Here is a 2,092-nt window from a genome sequence, read left to right on the forward strand (position 1 = left end):
CGACGGCCGCGAGAACGAGGGCGACCTCATCGTCGCGGCGGTCCACTGCACACCGGAAAAGATGGCCTTCATCGTGCGCCACACCTCCGGCATCGTCTGCGCGCCGATGCCGCGCGAGGAGGCCAAGCGCCTCAACCTCAACGCCATGGTGGCGGAGAACGACTCGGCGCACACCACCGCCTTCACCGTCTCCGTCGACTTCAAGCACGGCACGACGACCGGCATTTCCGCCGACGACCGCACGCTGACGGTGCGCAACCTCGCCAATCCGAATGCCGGCGCCACCGATTTCCTGCGCCCCGGCCACATCTTCCCGCTCGTCGCCCGCGAGGGCGGCGTGCTGATGCGCTCCGGCCACACGGAAGCCGCCGTCGACCTCTGCCGGCTCGCCAGCCTGCCGCCGATCGGCGTGATCTCCGAACTCGTCAACGACGACGGCACCGTGATGCGCGGGCCGCAGGTCGCCTCCTTTGCCGAGACGCACGGCCTGAAGCAGGTATCGGTCGCCGACCTCATCGCCTACCGCCAGCGCAAGGAGACGCTGATCGAGCAGGTAGGAGCGCTCGACATCGAGACGCCCTACGGCAAGGTGAAGGGTTACACCTACACGCTGCCCTGGGATCCGATGCAGCACCTCGCCGTCGTCTTCGGCGACATCCGCGACGGCGTCGACATCCCCGTGCGGCTGCATCTCGAAAATGTCGGTGGCGACGTCTTCGGTTCGAACCGCCAGATCGACTCGATCATGAAGCGCATCTCGCAACAGGGCCGCGGCGTCATCGTCTATCTTCGCGAGGGGTCCGTCGGCGTCGGCGTGTCAAACACGGCGCGCAAGGGCAAGCACGAAGGCGAGCATCACGACGAGGCCCAGGCGCGCGAGAGCGAGTGGCTGGAAATCGGCCTCGGCGCGCAGATCCTGAAGGATCTCGGCATTTCGTCGATCAAGCTCATCGCATCGCGCGAACGCCACTATGTCGGCCTCGAAGGCTTCGGCATCCGCATTTCGGCGACGGATCTCTGCTGACGATGGAAAGCCCTCGCAAGCCGAAAGGACGCGGGAAACCGGGCGTGCGGCGCAGTGGCGACCACGCCGGCGGCAGGCTCCGCGTCGTCATGCATATCGGCCCGCACAAGACAGGCACGACCTACATGCAGGCGAATTTCTGGCATCATGCCAAGGCTTTGCAGGAGCGCGGCTGGCTCTACCCGGCGATCGGCGAAAGGGTGGGCATCGCGCATCACGATCTTGCCGACAACGGTCATCATTTCCTGAAACAGGAAGGCCACGCCTATGACGACCTGAAGCGGGTGATCGAGCAGGCCGACGAGCGCAAGCTCAACGTGCTCCTGTCCTCGGAGGGCTTCCGGCGCTGGAAGCCGCAGCATTTCAAGGCGATCCGCCGCATGATCGGCAACCGGTCCCTGGAGATCGTCTATACGCTGCGCGACCCCTACGACATGTTCTATTCCTTCTGGGCGCAGAAGGTGAAGAACGGCGCGACCTTCAGCCTGCCGGAGCACATGCGCCAGCATTTCACCGATCCGTTCGCCTCGCACCTGCTCAATCCGCTGATCGAGATCGAGCCAGTGCTGAAGCTCAAGGGCGCCCGCTACACGGTGCTGCTCTACGACCGGCTGCGGCGGGAGAAGCGGGACATCTGCCAGTTCTTCCTGGAGAAGATCCTCGGCGTCGGCGACCTCGTACCGGTGCAGGACGCGGCCGCAAACGAGCGCCTGCCGCTGGAGATGACGGAGTTCCTGCGGCTCCTGTCGAAGGACAGCGGCCATCCGCGCGGTCGGGTACAGGCGCGCCGGGGGCTCCACATCGGCGACGTCCTGCGCTTCCTGTTCACGGCGCGGGAAAAGAAGCGCATCGCCGAGACCATCCGCCGGCAGGGCGTGGCCGCGCGGCACGTGAAGACGCTTTCGCGCAGCACGCCCGAATTTATCGCCCTCGAAAAGCGTCTGCGAAGGAGATTGCGCGGCGTCATGCGGCCGCCGCCGCGCGGCAGGCGTCTCTTCTCGCAGGAACCGGCGACCTGGGCCTATTACGAGGAGCAGGAACTGCGGCAGGTGCCGGACGTCGCCCGCC

General features: G+C 66.1%; 2 protein-coding genes. Both read left to right on the forward strand.

The window, feature by feature from the left end; genetic code table 11:
* Window positions 1-1,024: 3,4-dihydroxy-2-butanone-4-phosphate synthase (gene ribB / locus LXM94_RS25785; protein ID WP_235774734.1), on the forward strand; the 1,024-nt coding region annotated here is incomplete at its 5' end.
* A gap of 44 nt (window positions 1,025-1,068) precedes the next feature.
* Window positions 1,069-2,092: sulfotransferase domain-containing protein (locus LXM94_RS25790; RefSeq protein WP_235774736.1), on the forward strand; the 1,024-nt coding region annotated here is incomplete at its 3' end.

Source organism: Rhizobium alarense (assembly GCF_021555155.1).
GTDB classification, from domain to species: Bacteria; Pseudomonadota; Alphaproteobacteria; order Rhizobiales; family Rhizobiaceae; genus Rhizobium_D; species Rhizobium_D alarense.